At 75.6% G+C, this 20686-nt stretch carries 18 protein-coding genes; 15 read left to right on the plus strand and 3 right to left on the minus strand.

Features of this window, described 5'->3' with window-relative positions:
* Positions 1-82: 82 nt before the first annotated feature.
* Complete coding sequence (locus C5N14_RS33645) at positions 83-1915, minus strand: hypothetical protein (protein WP_243640235.1); 1833 nt, start codon at positions 1913-1915, stop codon at positions 83-85.
* On the opposite strand from C5N14_RS33645, the gene C5N14_RS29810 reads away from it, so the two are divergent.
* The gene (locus tag C5N14_RS29810; RefSeq protein ID WP_371685936.1) at positions 1838-2890 is read left to right on the plus strand and encodes a hypothetical protein; all 1053 of its coding nucleotides are present in this window, start codon (positions 1838-1840) and stop codon (positions 2888-2890) included. The two genes, C5N14_RS33645 and C5N14_RS29810, sit on opposite strands and share 78 nt — an antisense overlap.
* The gene (locus C5N14_RS29820) at positions 2887-3909 is read left to right on the plus strand and encodes an HAD-IIA family hydrolase (protein ID WP_117672990.1); all 1023 of its coding nucleotides are present in this window, start codon (positions 2887-2889) and stop codon (positions 3907-3909) included. Before C5N14_RS29810 ends, C5N14_RS29820 begins: the two co-directional genes overlap by 4 nt.
* A gap of 86 nt (positions 3910-3995) precedes the next feature.
* Here C5N14_RS29820 and C5N14_RS29825 read toward each other — a convergent pair whose 3' ends face one another.
* Complete coding sequence (locus tag C5N14_RS29825; RefSeq protein ID WP_117672992.1) at positions 3996-4334, minus strand: SCP2 sterol-binding domain-containing protein; 339 nt, start codon at positions 4332-4334, stop codon at positions 3996-3998.
* A gap of 111 nt (positions 4335-4445) precedes the next feature.
* Here C5N14_RS29825 and C5N14_RS29830 point away from each other — a divergent pair, with 111 nt between their 5' ends.
* From C5N14_RS29830 to C5N14_RS29890, 13 genes are all read left to right on the plus strand, one after another.
* On the plus strand, positions 4446-5027 hold the full coding sequence (locus C5N14_RS29830; protein ID WP_117672994.1) for a phasin family protein: 582 nt from the start codon (positions 4446-4448) through the stop codon (positions 5025-5027).
* Between the two features lie 28 nt (positions 5028-5055).
* The gene (locus C5N14_RS29835) at positions 5056-5280 is read left to right on the plus strand and encodes a hypothetical protein (RefSeq protein ID WP_117673032.1); all 225 of its coding nucleotides are present in this window, start codon (positions 5056-5058) and stop codon (positions 5278-5280) included.
* Positions 5281-5299: 19 nt separating this feature from the next.
* Positions 5300-6181: a TlyA family RNA methyltransferase gene (locus tag C5N14_RS29840; protein WP_117672996.1), complete on the plus strand. Its 882-nt coding sequence runs from the start codon at positions 5300-5302 to the stop codon at positions 6179-6181.
* A 162-nt stretch (positions 6182-6343) separates the two neighbouring features.
* Positions 6344-7228 carry an NAD kinase gene (locus C5N14_RS29845; protein ID WP_117672998.1) on the plus strand — a complete coding sequence of 295 codons (885 nt, stop codon included), beginning with the start codon at positions 6344-6346 and terminating at the stop codon, positions 7226-7228.
* A 150-nt stretch (positions 7229-7378) separates the two neighbouring features.
* On the plus strand, positions 7379-9136 hold the full coding sequence (gene recN / locus C5N14_RS29850; RefSeq protein WP_117673000.1) for a DNA repair protein RecN: 1758 nt from the start codon (positions 7379-7381) through the stop codon (positions 9134-9136).
* 120 nt (positions 9137-9256) lie between these two features.
* On the plus strand, positions 9257-10435 hold the full coding sequence (steA, locus tag C5N14_RS29855; RefSeq protein WP_117673002.1) for a putative cytokinetic ring protein SteA: 1179 nt from the start codon (positions 9257-9259) through the stop codon (positions 10433-10435).
* A 27-nt stretch (positions 10436-10462) separates the two neighbouring features.
* Positions 10463-11398 (plus strand): copper transporter, encoded by a 936-nt coding sequence (locus tag C5N14_RS29860; RefSeq protein WP_117673004.1) that lies wholly within the window; start codon positions 10463-10465, stop codon positions 11396-11398.
* 67 nt (positions 11399-11465) lie between these two features.
* Positions 11466-12332 carry a hypothetical protein gene (locus C5N14_RS29865; protein ID WP_117673006.1) on the plus strand — a complete coding sequence of 289 codons (867 nt, stop codon included), beginning with the start codon at positions 11466-11468 and terminating at the stop codon, positions 12330-12332.
* A gap of 1 nt (position 12333) precedes the next feature.
* A complete protein-coding gene (murJ, locus tag C5N14_RS29870) occupies positions 12334-14031 on the plus strand; it encodes a murein biosynthesis integral membrane protein MurJ (protein ID WP_117673008.1) in 1698 nt (565 codons plus the stop codon).
* Between the two features lie 52 nt (positions 14032-14083).
* The gene (locus tag C5N14_RS29875) at positions 14084-15250 is read left to right on the plus strand and encodes a glycosyltransferase family 4 protein (RefSeq protein WP_117673034.1); all 1167 of its coding nucleotides are present in this window, start codon (positions 14084-14086) and stop codon (positions 15248-15250) included.
* Entirely contained in the window at positions 15250-17553 is a 2304-nt protein-coding gene (locus tag C5N14_RS29880; protein ID WP_371685937.1) for a hypothetical protein, read from the plus strand. Before C5N14_RS29875 ends, C5N14_RS29880 begins: the two co-directional genes overlap by 1 nt.
* Before the next feature lie 150 nt (positions 17554-17703).
* On the plus strand, positions 17704-19467 hold the full coding sequence (locus tag C5N14_RS29885) for a CTP synthase (protein WP_117673010.1): 1764 nt from the start codon (positions 17704-17706) through the stop codon (positions 19465-19467).
* Positions 19464-20069: an NUDIX domain-containing protein gene (locus C5N14_RS29890; RefSeq protein WP_117673012.1), complete on the plus strand. Its 606-nt coding sequence runs from the start codon at positions 19464-19466 to the stop codon at positions 20067-20069. Before C5N14_RS29885 ends, C5N14_RS29890 begins: the two co-directional genes overlap by 4 nt.
* 95 nt (positions 20070-20164) lie before the next feature.
* Here C5N14_RS29890 and C5N14_RS29895 read toward each other — a convergent pair whose 3' ends face one another.
* Positions 20165-20482 carry a TM2 domain-containing protein gene (locus C5N14_RS29895; protein ID WP_117673014.1) on the minus strand — a complete coding sequence of 106 codons (318 nt, stop codon included), beginning with the start codon at positions 20480-20482 and terminating at the stop codon, positions 20165-20167.
* Between the last annotated feature and the right edge of the window lie 204 nt (positions 20483-20686).

The raw sequence follows: 20686 nt of genomic DNA on the forward strand, positions 1-20686 counted from the left end.
AGTCGAGGGCCGCCCCATCCGGGTCGGCCCTCGACTGCGTAGCGTCGGTTCCGGCGCAATCAGAAAGGATGTACCTGTGAGTTCAGGACCGCACGACGGCGAGCGTCCTCGTCGTTACGAAGACCGCTCCGACCGACGTGACGGGGCGCCCCGACGCGATGACCGCCCCCCGTACCGCGGCGACCGCGACGACCGATCCGGTGGCCCGCGGGGCGGCCAGGGCGGCCGTGACGGTGGCTTCCGTGGTGGGGAGCGCCGCGAGGGCGGGTACCGCGGTGGTTCCCGTGACGACTCCCGCTCCGCCGGCGGCGGTTACCGCCGGGACGGCGACAGCCGGGACGGTGGCTTCCGCGGGGCACCGGGAGGCGAGGGCCGGGACTTCCGTGGCGGTGACCGCCGGGAGGGCGGCTTCCGCTCCGGATCGCGTGACGGCGGCCCGCGTGAGGGCGGTTTCCGCGGCGGCGACCGTGAGGGCGGCTCCCGTCGTGACGGTGACAGCCGTCCGGGTGGCTTCCGCGGCGGTGACCGCGAGGGCGGTTTCCGCTCGGGCCCGCGTGAGGGCGGTTTCCGTGGCGGGGAGCGCCGCGAGGGTGGTTTCGGCGGTGACCGTCGTGAGGGTGGTTTCCGTTCCGGTCCGCGTGAGGGTGGCTTCCGCCGTGACGGTGACGGCCGGCAGGGTGGTTTCCAGGGTGGTGACCGCCGCGAAGGCGGTTTCCGTGGCGGTGATCGTCGTGAGGGTGGCCCGCGTGAGGGCGGTTTCCGTGGTGGGGACCGTCGTGATGCCCCGCGTGAGGGTGGCTTCCGTTCCGGACCCCGTGATGGTGCCCCGCGTGAGGGTGGCTTCCGTGGCGGGGAGCGCCGCGAGGGTGGTTTCGGTGGTGACCGTCGTGAGGGTGGTTTCCGGTCCGGTCCGCGTGAGGGTGGCTTCCGCCGTGACGGTGACGGCCGGCAGGGTGGTTTCCAGGGTGGTGACCGCCGCGAAGGCGGTTTCCGTGGCGGTGACCGTCGTGAGGGTGCCCCACGTGAGGGTGCCCCACGTGAGGGTGGCTTCCGGGGCGGGGAGCGCCGCGAGGGCGGTTTCGGTGGTGACCGCCGCGAGGGTGGTTTCCGGTCCGGACCCCGTGACGGTGCCCCGCGTGAGGGCGGTTTCCGTGGTGGGGACCGTCGTGAGGGTGGCCCGCGTGAGGGTGGTTACCGTTCCGGACCCCGTGATGGTGCCCCGCGTGAGGGTGGCTTCCGTGGCGGGGAACGTCGCGATGGTGGCTTCGGTGGTGACCGCCGTGAGGGTGGCTTCCGCCGTGACGGTGACGGCCGGCAGGGTGGTTTCCAGGGTGGTGACCGTCGCGAGGGTGGTTTCCGTGGTGGGGACCGTCGTGAGGGTGGCCCGCGTGAGGGTGGCTTCCGTTCCGGACCCCGTGACGGTGCTCCGCGTGAGGGTGGCTTCCGTGGTGGTGACCGTCGTGAGGGCGGTTTCCGGTCCGGTCCGCGTGAGGGCGGCCCCCGTGAGGGTGGCTTCCGGGGCGGGGAGCGTCGCGAGGGTGGCTTCGGTGGCGACCGCCGCGAGGGCGGCTTCCGTGGTGGCGACCGTGAGGGTGGCTTCCGGGGTGCGGACCGGGCCGGTCAGGGCGAGCGTCCGCGCCGTGACGACCGACGTGGGTTCGAGGATCGGCGGCGGGAGGGCGGCTACGGTGCCGGCCCCGCCCGCGAGGACCGGCGGGACCGCGCAGGGGCGGCGGAGGGCGACCGTACCGGGGACGCGCCCGCGCTGCCCGACGAGATCGTCGCGACCGACCTGGACTCGACCGTCCGCGCCGAGCTGCTCTCGCTGGCCAAGCCGGTGGCCGACACCGTCGCCCGGCACCTGGTCGCGACCGGCCAGCTGATCGACGAGGACCCGGCCGAGGCGCTGGCGCACGCGATGGCCGCCCGGCGGCTCGCGTCGCGGATCTCGGCGGTCCGGGAGGCGGTCGGGCTGGCCGCGTACCACGCGGGGGAGTGGCAGACGGCGATCGCCGAGCTGCGCACGTACCACCGGATGACCGGGTTGCAGAGCCACCTGGCGGTGCTCGCCGACTGCGAGCGTGCGCTCGGCCGGCCGGAACGGGCCATCGACCTGTTCCGGGGTGCCGACCAGGAGAAGCTGGACCAGGCCGTCGCGATCGAGCTGCTGATCGTGGCCGCCGGCGCGCGTGGTGACCTCGGCCAGAAGGACGCCGCGGTGGCGATGCTCCAGGTCCGGGAGCTGACGAGCGAGGCGACCGAGCCGTGGACCGGCCGCCTTCGCTACGCGTACGCCGACGCGCTGCTCGCGGTCGGGCGGCGCGAGGAGGCCCGGGAGTGGTTCTCCCGGGCGGCCGACGTCGACACCGACGGCGAGACCGACGCGGCCGAGCGGCTGCTGGAACTCGACGGGGTGCTGATCGAGGGCGACGACGAGGACGACGAGCCGGCCGAGGAGATCGCCGCCGGGCCGGGGAGCCCGGGCGCGGTGCCGGCCGAGCCGGACGCCGACCTCACCGGCGCTGCCGACCGGGACGACGACGAGGACGGCCTCGGTGCCGACGACCTTGACGACGACCCCGACGGGCCGGACGCCGCTGCCGACCGCGAGGACGATGACGAGGACGACGAGGACGATGACGAGGACGACGAGGACGACGACGAGGACGACGACGACGAGGACGACGACGAGGACGACGACGAGGACGACGAGGACGAGGACGACGACGAGGACGACGAGGACGAGGACGACGACGCCGGGCGACGCACCGACGACCCGGCCAAGGACGAGCTGACCGACGACGAGGCCGACACCGTCGCGCCCCGGACCGGGTCGGCGCGCGGCGAGGAGCCGACCGGCGACCGTGAGCAGGGCGCGGACCAGCGGTGACCACGGACGCAGAGGGTCGGCTGGCCGACGGGTACTCGCTGGTCGTCTTCGACCTGGACGGGGTGATCTACCTGATCGACCGGCCGATCCCCGGCGCGGTCGAGGCGGTGGCTCGGCTGCGTGCTGAGGGCCGGGCGATCGCGTACGCCACGAACAACGCGTCCCGCCGCTCCAGCGACGTCGCCGACCTGCTCACCGGGATGGGCGTGCCCGCCACCCCGGAGGAGGTGCTGACCTCCGCCGCGGCCTCCGCCGAACTGCTGGCGGAGCGGCTGCCCGCCGGCTCGGCGGTCCTGGTGGTGGGCGCGGAGGCGCTGCGCGCCGAGGTCGGCGCGGTCGGGCTGCGCCCGGTCTCCCGGGCCGACGACGCCCCGGCCGCGGTGGTGCAGGGGTACGGCCCGCAGGTCTGCTGGACGGACCTGGCGGAGGCGTCGCTGGCGGTGCGGGCGGGCGCCACCTGGATCGCCACGAACACCGACCGAACCCTGCCCAGCGGGCGGGGCCCGCTGCCGGGCAACGGATCGCTGGTGGCCGTGCTGCGCACCGCGCTGAACCGGGACCCGGACGTGGTGGTGGGCAAGCCCGAGCCGGCGCTGTTCGCCACCGCCGCCCGCCGGGCCGGCGAGGGGTGCACCCTGGTGGTGGGCGACCGGCTGGACACCGACATCGAGGGCGCGCGGCGGGCCGGGCTGGACAGCCTGCTGGTGCTCACCGGTGTCAGCGACGTGGCCGAACTGCTGGCCGCCGCCCCGGCGCGCCGCCCGACGTACGTCTCGGCCGACCTGGCCGGGCTGTTCGACCCGGCGGCGGTGGTCCGGGTGCCCGGCGACCCGGAGACGGGCGGCTGGTCGGCGACCGTGACCGACGACGGCGCGCTGGAGCTGACCGGGTCGGGCCGGGCACTGGACGCCCTGGCCGCGCTCTGCGCCGTCGCGTGGGCCGCGGACGCCGGCCCCACGGTCCGGCCGGGCTCGCCGGAGGCCACCGAGGCGCTGGCGGCCCTCGGCCTGACGGACTGATCCGGACGCCGGCCCCCGCGCGAGCGCGACGGGGGCCGGCGTCCCGGCCGGCGGTGCACGCCGCGCGGGCGCCAACGCCGCGACGGTCAGAGCAGCTTGCGGAGCTTCAGCAGGTCGAACGGGTTCGCCTTGATCGAGACCCGCTTGGACGCCACCGCCCGGGTGACGTCGAGTTCGCCGCGGACGAGGGCGAGCAGGTCGTCGCTGCTGGTGCTCAGCGCGATCTTCGCCTTCGGGTCGTCGCCGTCGGTCAGGTCGAGCAGCCGGCCGTCGGTGAGCCGGCCGTGGAAGGCGGCACCCAGGTCGGTCACCCGGCAGGCCAGGGACCGGTCGAGGTCGATCCGCTCCCGTACGGTCTCGGCGTTGCGGTCCAGCCGGGCGGCCAGATCCTGCAACGCCTGCCGGCACTCGTCCACGCTGGCCACATCGTCTCCTCACGCTCGCCACGCCCGTTTCCCGGCACCGTACCGCAATGGACGTCGCGCGGCGCCCGGTAGCGTGACACCTGGAATCCCACCCCGCGGAAGGACTCAGGCATGCAGGACGCGTGGCGCGCCTACCTCGGACTGGCCATGGGCCTGACGGAGGCGCCCCGGAAGAAGGCCCAGGACGTCGTGCGCCGGCTGGTCGGCTCCGGCGAGGCGACAGCCACCCAGCTCCAGGCCCTGGCCGAGGAACTGGTCTCGACCGGCGTGGCCAACCGGGAGGCGCTGACCAAGCTGGTGCGCTTCGAGGTGGACCGGGCCCTCGGCGCGGTGGGGCTGGCCACCGCCGACGAGGTGGCCGAGCTGACCCGCCGGGTGCGCGAGCTGGAGCGTCAGCTTCGGGAGGCCGCGGCGGGCCCCGTCGGGCCCGCGCTCCCGGCCGGCGCGGCGGAGCCCGCCGCCCCGCCCGCGGCCGGCGCGGCGGAGCCCACGGGCCCCGTCGCCACGGACACGGTGGCGACGCGGGCCATGGCGAAGAAGACGGTGGCCAAGAAGGCCGTCGCGAAGAAGACCATCGCCCGCAAGCCGCCGGCCACGGTGAGCCGCACCGGTGCCGACGCGGGCGGCGGGGAGCCGGCCCGGCCGGTGAAGGCGGTGCCGCCGCGCAAGCAGCAGCCGGGCGGTGCGGCGTGAGCGTACCCGTGACGGGTCGGACCGGGCGGTGAGCACGCCGTTTCGGCCCGCGCCGCCGCCCGGTCCCCGACCTGGCCCGCCGCCGCGCCCGGTCGCCGTCGACGACGACGGGGAGGTCCGGCACCCGGCGGTGGACGCCGCCGTCCAGGCGATGGCGAACGCCGCCGCGCTCTCGCCGGCCGACCAGATCCCGCAGTACGAGGCGGCGTACCAGACGCTGCGCGAGACGCTCGCCACCATCGACCAGTCCTGACCGACCGGAGAACCGTTCCATGGCACGTCGCACCCGGCTCGACGCCGAACTCGTCCGCCGCGGGCTGGCCCGCTCCCGGGAACAGGCCGCCGCGCTCGTGGAGGCCGGGCGGGTCCAGCTTCGCGGCGTGCCGGCCCGCAAGGCCGCCGCGATGGTCGATCCCGCCGACCCGCTGCTGGTCACGGGCGCCGACCCCGGCTCGGAGTACGTCTCCCGGGGCGGGCACAAGCTGGCCGGCGCGCTGGCCGCGTTCGTCCCGGGCGGCCTGGCGGTGGCCGGCCGCCGCTGCCTCGACGCCGGCGCGTCGACCGGCGGCTTCACCGACGTGCTGCTGCGCGCCGACGCGGCCGAGGTGGTCGCCGTGGACGTCGGATACGGCCAGCTCGCCTGGTCGCTGCGCACCGACGAGCGGGTACGCGTCCTCGAACGTACCAACGTTCGCACCCTGACGCAGGAGGTGATCGGCGGAGAGGTCGACCTGACGGTGGCTGACCTGTCGTTCATCTCGCTGCGGCTGGTGCTGCCGGCGCTGGCCGCCTGCACCCGGCCCGACGGTGACCTGGCGCTGATGGTCAAGCCGCAGTTCGAGGTCGGCAGGGAACGGGTCGGGGCCGGCGGGGTGGTCCGCGACGAGGCGTTACGTGCCGAGGCCGTCCTCGACGTGGCGGCGGCGGCGGCCACGCTCGGCCTGGGGCTGGCGGGCGTGACCGCGAGTCCCCTGCCGGGGCCGAGCGGCAACGTCGAGTTCTTCGTATGGTTACGCCGGGGCGCGCCGGCGGCCGACCCGCGGCGGGTGCGGGCCGTCGTGGCGGCCGGCCCGCAGGGCCCGCCCCCGTCGGGCGCCACGCCGGACGCGACCCCGCAGGAGCCGGAAACGGCCCCGGAGGAGGTGGCAGGGTGAGCGTGAGGAGTGAGCTTGCGAGCCCCGCAGCCGCGAGCGGGGATGGCAGGGTGAGCGTGAGGAGTGAGCTTGCGAGCCCCGCAGCCGCGAGCGGAAGGCGGGACGGGTGAGCGTGAGGAGTGAGCTTGCGAGCCCCGCGGTCGCGGGCGGAGGGTGGATTCGGTGAGTCGTACCGCGCTGCTCGTGACGCACACGGGTCGGCGCCGCAGCACCGAGCACGCCAGGGCGGTCGCGGCGGACCTGATCGCCGCGGGCTTCGAGGTGCGGGTGGTGGCCGAGGAGGCCGAGGACCTGGACCTGCCCGGCGTGGTGCCGGTGACCGGCCCGGAGGCCGCGCAGGGTGCGGAGATCGTCTTCGCCCTCGGCGGGGACGGCACGTTCCTGCGCGCGGCCGAGCTGGCCCGCCCGACGAGGGTGCCACTGCTCGGCATCAACCTCGGCAAGGTCGGTTTCCTCGCCGAGGCGGAGATCGACGACCTCGACGTGGCGGTGCGCGACGTGGTCGAGCGGAACTACACGGTGGACGAACGGCTCACCCTCGACGTGACCGCGGAGTTCGACGGCGGTCCGACGATCGAGTCCTGGGCGCTCAACGAGATCAGCGTCGAGAAGGGCGAGCGGGCCCAGATGCTGGAGCTGCTCGTCGACGTGGACGGCCGGCCGCTGTCCCGGTACGGCTGTGACGGCGTGGTGTGCGCCACGCCGACCGGCTCCACCGCGTACGCGTTCTCCGGCGGCGGGCCGGTGGTCTGGCCCGAGGTGGAGGCGCTGCTGCTGGTGCCGATCAGCGCGCACGCGCTGTTCAGCCGGCCCCTGGTCACGGCGCCCACGTCGACGTTCTCGATCACGGTGGACCCGTTCACCACCCTGGCCGTGCTCTGCTGCGACGGCCGGCGCGTGTACGACCTGCCGCCGGGCGCCCGGGTCACGGTGCGTCGCGGCGCGTTGCCGGTGCGTGTGGTGCGACTGCGGGCCCGGTCGTTCACCGACCGGCTGGTGGCGAAGTTCGGGCTGCCGGTGCACGGCTGGCGGGGCAACCGAAGGTGAGCGAGGTCTCCCCGGTGGCCCGCCTGCGGTGACCAGCGGGTCGGACGGCTGGCCGGCGGTGGGGCCGGGCGGGCGGTCGCCCGGGTCGACGCCGCGTTCCGGCCGCGCCGGCTGGTCAACTGTCGGGGACCGCGTCTACTGTCGGGTGCTGTGCTGGAAGAGCTGCGCATCACCGGACTGGGCGTCATCGAGGACACCACGCTGCCGTTGACCGGCGGGATGAACGTCATCACCGGCGAGACCGGTGCCGGCAAGACGATGGTGGTGACCGGCCTCGGCCTGCTCTTCGGTGGCCGGGCCGACGCCGGCCGGGTGCGCGCCCAGCCGGGTCGCGCCTTGGTCGAGGGGCGGCTGCGCCTCGCCGGCCGGATCGCGGCGGCCGTACACGCCCGGGTCACCGACGCCGGCGGCGAGCCCGACGACGACGGCGCGCTGCTGCTGAGCCGGACGGTCACCGTGGAGGGGCGTTCCCGGGCCCACCTGGGCGGGCGCAGCATGCCGGTGGCGATGCTCGGCGAGGTCGGCGAGCAGGTGGTGGCGGTGCACGGCCAGTCCGACCAGCTACGCCTGCTGCGGCCGGCCGAGCAGCGGGCCGCGCTGGACCGGTTCGCCGGGCCGGAGCACGAGAAGCTGCTCGACGCGCTGCGCGAGGCGTACACCCGGTGGCGGACGGTGGTCGACGACCTGGCCGACCGGCGGCGCAACGCCCGGGCCCGCAGTCAGGAGGCCGACCTGCTCCGGCTGGGGCTGGACGAGATCAGCCGGGTCGACCCGCAGCCGGGCGAGGACGACGAGCTGCGGGCGGAGGCGCAGCGCCTGGAGCACGCCGAGGGGCTGCGCACGGCGGCGCAGACGGCGCACCAGTGCGTGGCCGGCGGCGCGGAGCCGACCGACGAGACGCCGGACGCGACGGCGCTGCTCGGGCTGGCCCGGCGCACGCTGGAGGCGCAGGCCGGCACCGACGCGGCCCTGGGCGACCTGGCGGTTCGGTTGGAGGAGGCGGCGACCCTGGTCGCCGACGTCTCCGCCGAGCTGTCGACGTACCTGGCCGCGCTGGACGCCGACCCGGCGCGGTTGCAGACCATCTACGAGCGGCGGGCGGCGTTGCGGGGGCTGACCCGCAAGTACGCCGACGACGTCGACGGGGTGGTCGCCTGGGCGGAGCGGGCCCGCACCCGGCTGTCCGACCTGGACACCTCCGACGAGTTCCTCGACGAGTTGGACCGGGAGGCGTCCCGGCTGGCCGGTGAGGTGACCGAGCTGGCCGGGCGGGTGTCGACGTCCCGACAGGAGGCGGCTGCCCGGTTCGCCGAACAGGTCACCGTGGAGCTGGCCGGGCTGGCCATGCCGCACGCCCGGATCGAGGTGGCGGTGCTGCCCCGGCCGGTGGGGAAGTCGGAGCCGAGCCTGCCGGTCAACGGCGTCGAGGTCGGCGTGGGCCCGGACGGCGGCGACGAGGTGGAGCTGCGGCTGCTGGCCCATCCGGGGGCACCGTCGCTGCCGTTGCAGCGCGGCGCGTCCGGCGGTGAGCTGTCCCGGGTGATGCTCGCCATCGAGGTGGTTTTCGCCGGTTCCGGCGGCCCGCCCACCCTGGTCTTCGACGAGGTCGACGCGGGCGTCGGCGGCCAGGCGGCGGTGGAGATCGGCCGTCGGCTGGCCCGGCTGGCCCGTAGCCACCAGGTGTTGGTGGTCACCCACCTGCCGCAGGTGGCCGCGTTCGCCGACCGGCACCTGGTGGTGGCGAAGGACATCGGGGGCGCGGTGACCACCAGCGGGGTGCGGGTGGTGGAGGACACCGCGCGGGCCCGCGAGCTGGCCCGGATGCTGGCGGGTTTGCCGGACTCGGATCTGGGTATCGCCCACGCGGAGGAGCTGTTGGCCGTCGCGGCTCGGGAAAGGCGGCCCTGACCGCGGCCGATTGTGAGCGCAGGCACACCAGTGTGCGCTGCGGTGTGCTTCCCTGGGTAGGCGGCCCTGCCCAGGCATGTCGCGACAGAAAAGCCTGCCTCACATGCCAGGATGGTCACGATGCGTCTACCCACGTTGCGCCGGAACCGGAACGCGGAACCGGACACAGTCCTCGGCACCGCGCGCCTTGATCGCCGGACGAAGCGCCTGGTCGGCCGGCTGCGCCCGGGCGACATCGCGATCATCGACCACGTCGACCTGGACCGGGTGGCGGCCGACTCGCTGGTCGCCGTCGGGGTCGCCGCGGTGCTCAACGCCAAGCCGTCGGTCTCCGGCCGGTACCCGAACCTCGGCCCCGAGGTGCTGGTCGCTGGCGGCATCCCGCTCCTGGACGACCTCGGTGAGGGGATTTTCGAGCAGGTCCGGGAGGGCGACACCGTCCGGATCGAGGGCAACACCGTGTACGTCGGCGGCGCGCCGGTCGCGCACGGTGCCCTCCAGGACGCCGAGACGGTGGCCAAGGCGATGGCCGACGCCCGGGAGGGGCTGTCGGTGCAGTTGGAGGCGTTCGCCGCCAACACCATGGACTACCTCCGGCAGGAACGCGACCTGCTCCTCGACGGTGTCGGCGTGCCGGACATCCAGACCCAGGTCCGGGGCCGGCACTGCCTGATCGTGGTGCGCGGCTACGACTACAAGGCCGACCTGGACGTGCTGCGCCCGTACATCCGGGAGTTCAAGCCGGTGCTGATCGGCGTGGACGGCGGGGCGGACGCGCTGGTCGAGGCGGGCTACACCCCCGACATGATCATCGGGGACATGGACTCGGTCACCGACGACGTGCTGCGCTGCGGCGCCGAGGTGATCGTGCACGCGTACCCGGACGGGCGGGCGCCGGGGCTGCCCCGGGTCAACGGGCTGGGCGTCCCGGCGATCACCTTCCCGGCGGCGGCGACCAGCGAGGACCTGGCGATGTTGCTGGCCGACGAGAAGGGCGCCTCGCTGCTGGTGGCGGTCGGCACCCACGCCACCCTGGTCGAGTTCCTCGACAAGGGCCGGGGCGGGATGGCCTCGACGTTCCTCACCCGGCTCAAGGTCGGCGGGAAGCTGGTGGACGCCAAGGGCGTCAGCCGGCTCTACCGGCAGAGCATCTCCGGCTCCTCCCTGCTGTTGCTGGTGCTCGCGGCGGTGGCGGCGATGGCCTCTGCCGTGGCGGTCTCCACCGTCGGCAAGGCGTACCTGGGCGTGGTCAGCGAATGGTGGAACAATTTCGTGTTCCAGCTCGGCCAGTTCTTCTAGCTCCCGACCGATCAAGAGGCTGCAAGCGTGATCAATTTCCGCTACCACGTGGTGTCCCTGACCGCGGTCTTCCTGGCCCTGGCCATCGGCCTGGTGGTCGGTACGGCCGCACTCAACGGCCCGGTGGCCGACTCGCTCAAGGAGCGGGTGAACGGGCTGAGCAAGGACAACCAGCTGATGCGCCAAAAGGTCAACGACATGCAGAAGGAACTGGAGATGGAGGAGCAGTTCGCCGCCGAGATCGCGCAGGTGGTGCTGCCGAGCAAGCTCACCGGCCGCCGGGTGGTGCTGGTCACCCTGCCGAACAAGCGGGAGCACACCGAGGGCGTGCTGAAGATGCTCCAGACCGCCGGGGCGACCCTCACCGGCCGGGTCGACCTCCAGGACAAGTTCATCAACCCGGACAACAACAGCAACCTGATGGAGTTGGCCGTCACCGCCGCCCGGCCCAGCGCCCCCGCCTCCGGCCTGCCCGGCAACGGCCACGGCGTGGAGACCTCCAGCGCCCTGCTGGCCAGCGTCCTGCTGGACCGGGCCGGCGGCACCCCCGTCACCGAGGCCGACCGCAAGGCGGTGCTGGCGTCGTACACCAACGCCGGGTACCTGACGACCGACGCGAAGGTGACCGGGCCCGCCGAGGCCGTGGTGCTGGTCAGTGGGCAGCCGTACGTGGACAAGGACTCGGTGAAGAAGGACGAGTCGGTGGTCAAGGTCGCCGAGCAGTTCGACCGGGCCGGCGCGATCGTGGTGGCCGGCACCGGTTCGGCCGGCGGGAACGTGGTGGCGGTGGTCCGGGGGGACCCGGTGCTGTCGCAGACCATCTCCACCGTCGACGACGCCAACACCACGCAGGGTCAGCTCGCCACCAGCCTGGCGCTGGTGCAGCAGGTCGTCGAGAAGAAGGCCGGCCAGTACGGCGTGGGCGACAACGCGGCCGCGCTGGTGCCTAGAATGCCCCAGTGAGCGAACGACGTACCCGGCTGTCCGATCCCGCCCGCGGCGACCGCGGCGTCCTGAACGGGGTGACCGCGTGAGCCTGCTGGGCCGCCTGCTGATCGCCGGGGCCGGCGCCGCCGCCGCCCGGTACGCGCTGCGCGAGGTGCGCACCTCGCCGGTCGCCCCGGCCCTGGAACGCACCAACTTCCGGGGCCGCACCCTCACCCTGGCCGCCGGCCCGGCGCTCGCCGCCGGTGCCGCGGCGGCCGGCGCGTTCGGCGCGCCCAGCGGGCCCGCCGGAGCCGCCGCGTTGGTGGCCGGCGTGGGCGGGGGAGCGGTCGGCGTCTACGACGACGTGGTCGGCGCCCGGCCGGAGCAGCGGGCCGCCAAGGGCTTCGCCGGGCACCTCGCCGCGCTGCGGGAGGGGCGGGTCACCGCCGGCCTCGTCAAGATCGTCGGAGTGGGCGCGGCCGGGCTCGGCGCCGCCGCGCTGCTCGCCGCCGACTCCACCGTCGCCGCCCATCCCCGCCGGCAGCGCCACGGCGCGGTCGGCCGCACGGTCGACGTGCTGCTCGGCGCCGGGGTGATCGCCGGCACCGCCAACCTGCTCAACCTGCTCGACCTGCGGCCGGGCCGGGCACTCAAGTCCGGCCTGCTGCTCGGCGCGCCGCTGGCCGGGGGCCCGCACGGCGGGATCGCCGCCGGCGCGGTGGGCGCCGCCGCCGGCCTGCTCGGCGAGGACCTCGACGAACAGGTGATGGTCGGCGACGGCGGGGCCAACGCGCTCGGCGCGGTGCTCGGGGTGGCCCTCGCGGCCCGCACCGGGCCGCTCGGCCGGGCCGCCGTGCTCGCCGTGCTCGCCGGGCTCACCGCGGCCAGCGAGAAGGTCAGCTTCACCCAGGTCATCCAGGCCACCCCGGGCCTGCGCGAGCTGGACGCACTGGGCCGGCGCACCGACTGACGTGAAGACCCCGGCACCCCTCGCCGGCGCCGGCCGGGTGGCCGGAGCGGCCGCGCTGATCGCCGTACTCACCGTGGTCAGTCGGCTCGCCGGCTTCGGCCGCACCGCCGTGTTCACCTGGGTGGTGGAGCGCAGCGACCTCGGCGGCATGTACGTGATCGCCAACACCGTGCCCAACATCATCTTCGAGATCGTGGCCGGCGGGGCGCTGGCGAGCCTGGTCGTACCGCTGCTGGCCGGCCCGGTCGCGGCGGGGGACCGGCGGGCGGTCGGCGCGACCACCGGGGCCCTGCTGACCTGGACGGTGACCCTGCTGGTGCCGCTGGCGGTGGCGGTCGCGCTGCTGGCCGGCCCGATCGTCGAGGCGATCAGCTCCGGCCGCAGCCCGGCGGAGCTGGCCGCCGGCGCCCGGATGCTGCGGGTCTTCGCCCCCCAGTTGCCGCTCTACGGCATCGGCATCGTGCTCACCGGGGTGCTCCAGGCGCACCGCCGGTTCGCCTGGCCGGTCATCGCCCCGCTGCTGTCCAGCCTCACCGTGATCGCGGTGTACCTGGCCTTCGGGGGCGCGGAGGGGCGGGGGGCAACGGTCGCCGGGGTGAGCCGGGCCGGTGAGTTGGTGCTGTCCGGCGGCACCACCCTCGGCGTGGTGGTGCTGTCGCTGTCGCTGCTGATCCCGCTGCGCCGGCTGGGCCTGCGACTGCGCCCCGGGTACGCCTTCGACGCCGACACCCGGTCCCGGGTCGGCGGCCTGGCGGTGGCCGGGGCGGTCACCGTCACCGCACAGCAGCTCGCCCTCGCGGTGATCATCAAGAGCGTCTCGGGTGGCCCCACGGGCTCGCCGCAGGTGTTCAACCTGGCCCAGACGATGTACCTGCTGCCCTGGGCAGTGCTGGCCGTGCCCCTCGCGGTCGCCGCGTACCCGACCCTGGCGGCGGCGTCCGCGTCCGGCGACGAGGAGACGTACCGGAACACCCTCGCCTCGACCACCCGCGGGGTCTTCCTGTTCAGCTGCCTCGGCGCGGCGGCGCTGGCCGGCACCGCCGCGCCGGTCGCCGCGTTCTTCTACCCGGACGATCCCGCCCCGGTCGCCGCCGGGATCGCCGGCTTCGCCCCGGGCCTGCTCGGCTACGGGCTGTTCGCGGTGCTCTCCCGGGCCCTGTACGCCCGGGGCGACACCCGGCCGGCCACCGCCGCGATCACCGTCGGCTGGCTCGCCGTGCCGCTGGCCGTCGCCCCGCTGGCGGCGCTGCTGCCCCGCAACGACCGGGTGCTCGCGGTGACCCTGGCCAACTCGGCCGGGATGCTGCTGCTCGGCGCCCTGCTGCTGGTCGCGGTGCGCCGCACGGCCGGGCCTGCCACGCTGGCCGGCGGGGCCCGCGCCGGGGTGGCCGGGCTGCTCGGCGGGGCGCTCGGCGCGCTCGCCGGGGCGGGCGTCGCCCGGGCGCTGGCCGGGGCCGGCGACGGCACCCCGACGGCACCGGCGGCACTCGTGCAGGGCATGCTGTCCGCAGCCGTGGTCGGCGTCGCGTTCCTCTCCGTCGTGTATTTGACCGACCGGCGGGACGTCCGGCCGCTGCTGGCCGCCGTGCGCCGCCGGCTGGGCGGGGCGGGCCGGGGAGCCGGGCGGGCCGAAGGGCCTCGGCAGGAGGGCGTGGTCCCCCCGGAACGGGGCGACGGAAAGGAGACGGTGTCCGGGTGAGCGCGACGACGTGCGGCGGGCCGACGGCGGTGGCGGGCCGGGGGTGGTCGCGGTGACGGACGCGACGCCGAACGTCCGCCGAAACGGCACCGTGGCACTGCTGCTCGCCTCCAGCACCGGCGGCGTCGGTCAGCACGTCCGCTCCGTCGCCCGGGGGCTCGCCGAGGCGGGCACCCCGGTGCTGGTCTGCGGTCCGGCCGCCACCGAGGAGCAGTTCGACTTCACTGGCGTGGGTGCCCGGTTCCGGCCGGTGGAGATCCCGGCCAGCCCCACCCCCGCCGACGCCCGGGCGGTCGTCGCGCTGCGCCGCGCGCTGGCCGCCGAGCCCGTCGCCGTGCTGCACGCGCACGGGCTGCGCGCCGGGCTGGTCGCCGTCCTCTCCCGGCCGGCGGCCCCACTGGTGGTCACCTGGCACAACGCGGTCCTCGCCCGGGGGTTGCGCGGCGGCCTGTCCCGCCTCGCCGAGCGGATCGTCGCCCGGGGCGCCCGGGTCGCGCTCGGCGCCTCGACCGACCTGGTCGAGCGGGCCGCCGCGCTCGGTGCCGCCGACGCCCGGCTCGCCCCGGTCGCCGCGCCGGCACTGCCCGCGCCGCGCCGCCGCCGGGCCGCCGTCCGCGCCGAGTTCGGGGTGGCCGCCGACCAGCCGCTGATCGTCTCGGTCGGCCGGCTGCACCCGCAGAAGCGGTACGACGTGCTCATCGACGCCGCCGCCCGGTGGCGCAACCGGACCCCGCCGCCGGTCGTGGTGATCGCCGGCAGCGGGCCGGCGTACCTGCCGCTGGCCGCCCGGGTCTCCGCAGCCCGCGCCCCGGTCACCCTGCTCGGGCACCGCACCGACGTGGCCGACCTGCTGGCCGGCGCCGACCTGGCCGTGGTGACCAGCGACTGGGAGGCCCGCCAACTCTTCGCCCAGGAGGCGCTGCATGCCGGCGTGCCGCTGGTGGCGACCGCCGTCGGTGGCCTGCCGGAGCTGGTCGGCGACGCGGCCGTGCTGGTGCCCCCCGGCGACGTGGACGCGGTCGACGCCGCGGTGCGGGAACTGCTCGACGACGACGCCCGCCGGGCCGGGCTGGGCCGGGCCGGGGCACAGCGGGCCCGGACCTGGCCCACCGAGGCGGACACGGTCGCGGAGCTGGCCGCGCTCTACGCGGAGTTGGCCCCCGACGCCCCCGCTCCGGGCACCCCCGACGCCGACGCCCCGTCGACGGGACATCGGTGATGCTGCGCAGAGTCACGCCGGTCCTGCTGACCCTGCTGGTCGTGGTTCTCGGCGTCGCCGCCCTCGCCGCGCGGCCGGCCGGCGAGGCACCCCGGCGCACCGCCGACTTCGTGGTCCTCGCCGGGGTGGCGGGCCTGCGCTGGGACGACGTGGACCCGCAGACCACCCCGACGCTGTGGCGGATGGCGCAGGAGGGCTCGATCGGCTCCCTGTCGGTGCGCTCCGCGCACCGGCCCACCTGCCCCGTCGACGGCTGGCTGACCCTCGGCGCCGGCAACTTCGCCGCCTGGAACGGCAGCCGCGGCACGGGCGCCTGCCCGCCCGTCGGGGTGACCGTGGAGCAGCCCGACGGCATCGGCGCGAACCTGCCCGACCAGGAGGGCGTCGTGCAGCACAACCAGCGGCGCCTGTCCTGGGGCGCGGTGCCCGGCTCGCTGTCGGAGTCGGTGCGCTGCTCGGTCGCGGTCGGCCCCGGGGCGGCGGTGGCCGCTGCCCGCCCGTTCGGTCGGGTCGACCGGTACGCCGCGGTGCTGCCGGACGACCCGGCCCCACTGCTCGGCTCCTGCGTGCTGAGCATCGTCGACCTCGGCACCGTCTCCGGCGAGGACCCGGCGGCGCGGGCCGCGCAGGCCCGCCGGGCCGACGCCGACCTGGCCCGGGTGCTCGCCGCCCGGCCCCCACGGTCCCTGGTGCTGGTCGCCGGGGTCTCCGACACCGACCTGCCGTCGCGGCTGCACGTCGCCGTCGCCGACGGCCCCGGCTGGGAGCGGGGCTGGCTCACCTCGCCGACCACCGGCCGGGAGGGCTACCTGCAACTGGTCGACCTGGCACCGACCGCCCTCGCCGCGCTCGGCCGCCCGATGCCGGAGCGGCTGTTCCTCGGCCGGCCCGCGGTCTCCGTCGACGGCCGGCCTGGGGACCTGCCGTCCGCGCTCGCCGCGCCGGCCGACGCGGACCGGGAGTCCGCCGCCCAGCGGCGGGTCGCCGGCTGGTTCTTCGCCCTGCTCGCCGGCGCGCAGGTGCTGCTCGCCCTCGCGGTGCTTCCGCTGCTGCGCCGCGCCCGCCGGCACGCCGGGCCGGTGGGCCCCGCCCCGGTGCCCCGGCGGGTGGTGGCGGCCGTGGAGCTGCTGCTCGTCGCCGCCGCCCTGGCCGTGCCGGCGGCCCTGCTCGCCGACGTCGTGCCGTGGTGGCGCGGCGAGCACGCGGGCTGGTGGTTCGCCACCGTGACGGCGCTGCTGGTGGTCGGGGGGACCGCCGCCGTCCGGTTCGCCCCCGGGCACGCCTCGACGCTCGGCCCGCTCGGCGCGGTCGCCGGCCTGGCCGCCCTCGTCGTCGCCGCCGACGTGCTCACCGGGGCCCGGTTGCAGCTCAACGGGGTGGTCGGCTACTCGGCCCTGCAGGGCGGCCGGTTCGCCGGCCTGGGCACCATCGGGCTCGGCGTGTTCATCGCCGGGTCCCTGCTCTGTGCCGGCTGGCTGGCCCAGCGGGTCCGTCGCCAGTGGCGGCCCATGGTGGTGGTCGCCGTCGGCGGGCTCGCCGCGGTGGTGGTCGGCAGCCCGTACCTGGGGGCGGACTCGGTCGGCGCGATCGCGCTGACCGCCGGGGTGAGCGTGGCCGCGGCGATCAGCACCGGCGGCTGGCTGACGGTCAGCCGGCTGGTCTGGGCCACCATGGCCGGGCTGGCCCTCACCATCGGCTACGCGGTGATCGACCTGCGTCGGCCGGCCACCGAGCGGGGCAGCCTCGGCCGGTTCCTGGCCGCGCTCGGCGACGGCACCGGCGGGCTGACCGTGCACCGGTCCAGCAGCGCCAACTTCGAGACGCTGGTCAACAGCCCGCTGACCGTGCTGGCCCTGGCCGGCGCCCTGCTGGTCTGGTTCGCGCTGCTCCAGCCGTGGGGCGGCCTGATGCGGCTGTTCGGCATCTACCCGGCGATGCGGGCCGCGATGGCCGGTACGGCGGTGGCCGCCGTCATCGGCGGGGCGCTCAGCGGTTCCGCCCTCGACGTCGCCGGGGCCGCCGGAGCGCTGGTGGTGCCGATGGCGGCCCTGGCGGCACTGCGGGTGCTCGACCACTCCACCGACCGGACCCAGCCGGTCGACGGCGGCCCGGCCAACGGCCGCCCCGCCGGGTCCGGGCGCGCCCCGGACCGGGGCGCCCTGGACGCGGCGGCGGGCCAGGACGGCGACCCGGCGGCGGAGCGCCCGGCGGACGCCCCGGCCGGCGACGACGGCGGCGGGGACCCGGCCCGGCGCGCGCTGGGCCGGGACGTCCGCGCATCGACCGAGGTCGCGACGGCCTGACCGCTGGCGCTGCTCCGCCGGGGGACCTCGGGTGCGGCCTGCGGGCCCGGCCCGGGGAGGTGTTACCGTGGAATCCCGTGGATCGCGTGATCACTTTGCTGATCGGCACGGCGGTCTGCACGACCGCGACGGACGACACGGGAGCAGGCCTTGGCCCCTTCAGCACGGACGACCAGGCACATTTTCGTCACCGGGGGAGTCGCCTCCTCGCTGGGTAAGGGCCTCACCGCCTCCAGCCTCGGCAGTCTGCTGAGCGCACGCGGGCTACGCGTGGTGATGCAGAAGCTCGACCCCTACCTCAACGTCGACCCGGGGACGATGAACCCGTTCCAGCACGGCGAGGTGTTCGTCACCGAGGACGGCGCCGAGACCGACCTGGACGTCGGGCACTACGAGCGTTTCCTGGACCGGAACCTGTCCGGCAAGGCGAACGTCACCACCGGCCAGATCTACTCGGAGGTGATCGCCAAGGAGCGCCGCGGCGAGTACCTGGGCGACACCGTCCAGGTCATCCCGCACATCACCAACGAGATCAAGGCGCGGATCCTCGGCATGGCCGACCCGGACGGCGACGGCCAGGTGCCGGACGTGGTGATCACCGAGGTCGGCGGCACCGTCGGCGACATCGAGTCGCTGCCGTTCCTCGAGGCGATCCGGCAGGTCCGCCACGACCTGGGCCGGGACAACTGCTTCTACCTGCACGTCTCCCTCGTGCCGTACCTGGCCCCGTCGGGGGAGCTGAAGACCAAGCCCACCCAGCACTCGGTGGCCCAGCTGCGCAGCATCGGCATCCAGCCGGACGCGCTGGTGCTGCGCTGCGACCGGGAGATCCCGGACAAGGTGAAGCAGAAGCTGTCGCTGTACTGCGACGTCGACCGGGAGGCCGTCACCGCCGCCCCGGACGCGCCGAGCATCTACGACATCCCCAAGGTGCTGCACCGGGAGGGCCTGGACGCGTACGTGGTGCGCCGGCTCGGCCTGTCCTTCCGCGACGTGGACTGGGCGAGCTGGGACGACCTGCTGGACCGGGTGCACCAGCCGCACCACACGGTGACGGTGGCGGTGGTCGGCAAGTACGTCGACCTGCCCGACGCGTACCTGTCGGTCAGCGAGGCGATCCGGGCGGCCGGGTTCGGCCACCGGGCCCGGGTGCAGTTGCGCTGGGTGCCCAGCGACGACTGCGTCACCCCGGCCGGCGCGGCGGCGGCCCTGGCCGGCGTGGACGGCATCGTCATCCCCGGCGGCTTCGGCGTGCGCGGCATCGAGGGCAAGATCGGCACTGCCCGGTACGCCCGGGAGAACGGCGTGCCCCTGCTCGGCCTCTGCCTCGGCCTGCAGTGCATGACCATCGACGTGGCCCGCCACCTCGCCAGCCTGGACGGGGCGAACTCGCTGGAGTTCGACGAGGAGGCCGCGCACCCGGTCATCGCCACCATGGCCGACCAGGAGGACATCGTCGCCGGCCGGGGCGACCTGGGCGGCACCATGCGGCTCGGGGCGTACCCGGCGCGGCTCGCCGAGGGGTCGCTGGTCGCCGAGGCGTACGGCAGCACCGAGGTCAGCGAGCGGCACCGGCACCGGTACGAGGTGAACAACGCCTACCGCGACCAGCTCACCAAGGCCGGGCTGGCCATCTCCGGCACCTCCCCGGACGGCCGGCTGGTCGAGTTCGTGGAGCTGGACCGCGCCCTGCACCCGTTCTTCGTGGCCACCCAGGCGCACCCCGAGCTGAAGAGCCGGCCGACGCGACCGCACCCGCTGTTCGCGGCGTTCGTGAAGGCCGCCGTGGCGTACTCCGAGGCCGACCAGCTCCCGGTCGACCTGGACGCCGCCCCGGCGGCGGGGGAGGCGGCCCGCCGGGCCGACCGCAACGGCGGCGCGGCCGTCGAGAAGAAGACGGCGTCGGCGTCGTGAGCGCCGTGGAGCACCGCTACGAGGTGACCGGGCGGCGGCAGGTCTGGGCCGGGCGGATCTTCTCCGTGGTCACCGACGAGGTCACCATGCCCGGCGGCGGCACCGCCGCCCGCGACTACGTCAGGCACGTCGGCGCGGTGGCCGTCGTGGCGGTGGACGACGCCGGCCAGGTGGTGCTGATCCGGCAGTACCGGCACCCCGTCGGCCGGCACCTGTGGGAGCTGCCGGCGGGCCTGATGGACGTCTCCGGGGAGGACCTGGCCGCCGCGGCGGCCCGCGAGCTGGCCGAGGAGGCCGACCTCACCGCCGGCACCGTCGACGTGCTGGTCGACCTGCACAGCTCGCCCGGCTTCACCGACGAGGTGGTCCGGGTCTTCCTGGCCCGGGACCTGGCCGACGTGCCCGCCGGGCGCCGCCACCAGCGCAGCGAGGAGGAAGCCGACCTCCAGGTGGTCCGGATCGACCTGGACGAGGCGGTGCGGATGGTGCTGGCCGGCGAGATCACCAACGCCTCCGCCGTGGCCGGGCTGCTCGCCGCCGCCCGCGCCCGGGACGCCGGCTGGTCGGTGCTGCGCCGCCCGGACGCGCCGCTGCCGCGCTGAGGGGCCGGGCCGGTGACCGGGACCGGCCGGCGGGTACGACGACGAGGGGGCCGTGCGGCGCGAACCGCACGGCCCCCTTCCGTCACTGCCGGACGTCAGTCGCGCAGGGGGCGGCCCTGCCCGTCGACACCACCGTTGATCAGGATCAGGATGCCGTCGATGACGCCCCAGAGGCTGCCGAAGCCGCAGGTCACGAGTGTCACCACGAGCTGCAGCACGCCGGTCTTGGTGTCGCCCATGTAGAACCGCCCGACGCCGAAGCCGCCGAGCACGATGCCGAGTACGCCCGCCACGACCTTGCTCTTGTCGGAGACGCCCTGCGGGTACTGCTGGTAAGGAGGAGTGGTCATGGGGCGACACCCTAGTGATCCGCTCGCGTCTTGTCCGCTGCGCCGCACCGGAGGTGGGACGATGGGCTGCCAATACTGCCCTGACGGCTGATCCGATCTCCACCGCCGGCCCGGCCGATGCCTGACACATCGTCAGCACCGCCGTGGACCGGATGTCACAGTGTCGGCGCTGCGCGGCGGACGGCGCGCCTAGACTGCCGCCGACGGGACCGGTGGACCGCGGCGGCAACGGGGCCGCCGCGCACCGTGCGGTCGGGGTGGGACGCC

This window comes from Micromonospora sp. MW-13 (assembly GCF_003434305.1).
GTDB lineage: Bacteria > Actinomycetota > Actinomycetes > Mycobacteriales > Micromonosporaceae > Micromonospora.